The organism is Paenibacillus algorifonticola, from assembly GCF_050481745.1.
Classification (GTDB): domain Bacteria; phylum Bacillota; class Bacilli; order Paenibacillales; family Paenibacillaceae; genus Pristimantibacillus; species Pristimantibacillus algorifonticola_A.
Map to the genome: position 1 here is coordinate 1 of NZ_JBCNGR010000061.1, position 1,004 is coordinate 1,004.

Annotated in this window: 1 protein-coding gene; it reads left to right on the forward strand. The window is 50.8% G+C overall.

What is annotated here, in order from left to right; translation table 11 throughout:
• Positions 1-1,004: chitobiase/beta-hexosaminidase C-terminal domain-containing protein (locus ABEW34_RS31090; RefSeq protein WP_430165477.1), on the forward strand; the 1,004-nt coding region annotated here is incomplete at both ends.

Genomic DNA, 1,004 nt, shown 5'->3' on the forward strand with positions numbered 1-1,004 from the left:
ATTAACATTACAGGAACCTCAGACCTGTCCGAGGTCATCATTAAAGTGTACCGTCCTGACCGCAGCATTCTATACTTTAATGTTGCCAAGGTGAGTAACGGTGCGTACAGCGATACCATTACGCTCGGTGCCAATGAAGTAGTGGGAACGTATGAAATCAACGTTGGACAAGCCGACCAGATTTCAACGACCAATGTGGTCGTAACCGAAAGCCAGACGGCTGGTGCCCCTGTGGCAAACCCGGCAAGTGGAGCGGTTGCAGCGGGAACAAGCGTGACGCTGAGCAGCTCAACAGCGGGTGCGGCTATTTACTACACGACGAATGGCAGCAATCCAACGACTAGCAGCACATTGTACAGTGGGCCAATTGCCGTTAACAGCGCGCTGACGATTAAAGCGATAGCTGTTGCTGCGGGCAAAATAAATAGCGAAGTGATGAGCGCAAGCTATACGATTACGGCTTCAACTGACACGGGCGGCGGTGGCGCTGTTGGTGGTGGCGGTGGTTCGACGACTGTGCCTAGCACGAACAAAGTCATCTCAACGAATGGCAGTCTGACGCTTCCAGTAGGCAGAACGGGCGAGGTAAGCTTGAATAGCGAGGTCATCGTCTCGATTCCAGCTAATGCGTCAGCGAAGGAACTAAAAATTACGATTGAAAAGCTGCAAAATGTACAAGGCCTGCTCACGAACCAAGAGACGCTGGCTAGCTCGGTCTTTGAAATTTTGAAAAACTTCACAGAGAACTTCAGCAATCCGGTCACGTTGACGTTTACGTTCAACAAAGCAAGTCTGAAGAGCGGCCAGAAGGCTTCGGTGTTCTATTTTGACGAAGGGAAGAAAACATGGGTAGAGGTTGGCGGAGCAGTTAGCGGCAACCAGATTACGGTAGCGGTGGATCATTTCACGAAGTATGCGGTTATGGCTGTAGCTCAGCCAATCGTCGATCCTGTGAACCCAGCTCAGGAGTTTAATGATATTTCTGGCCACTGGGCGGAAGCAAA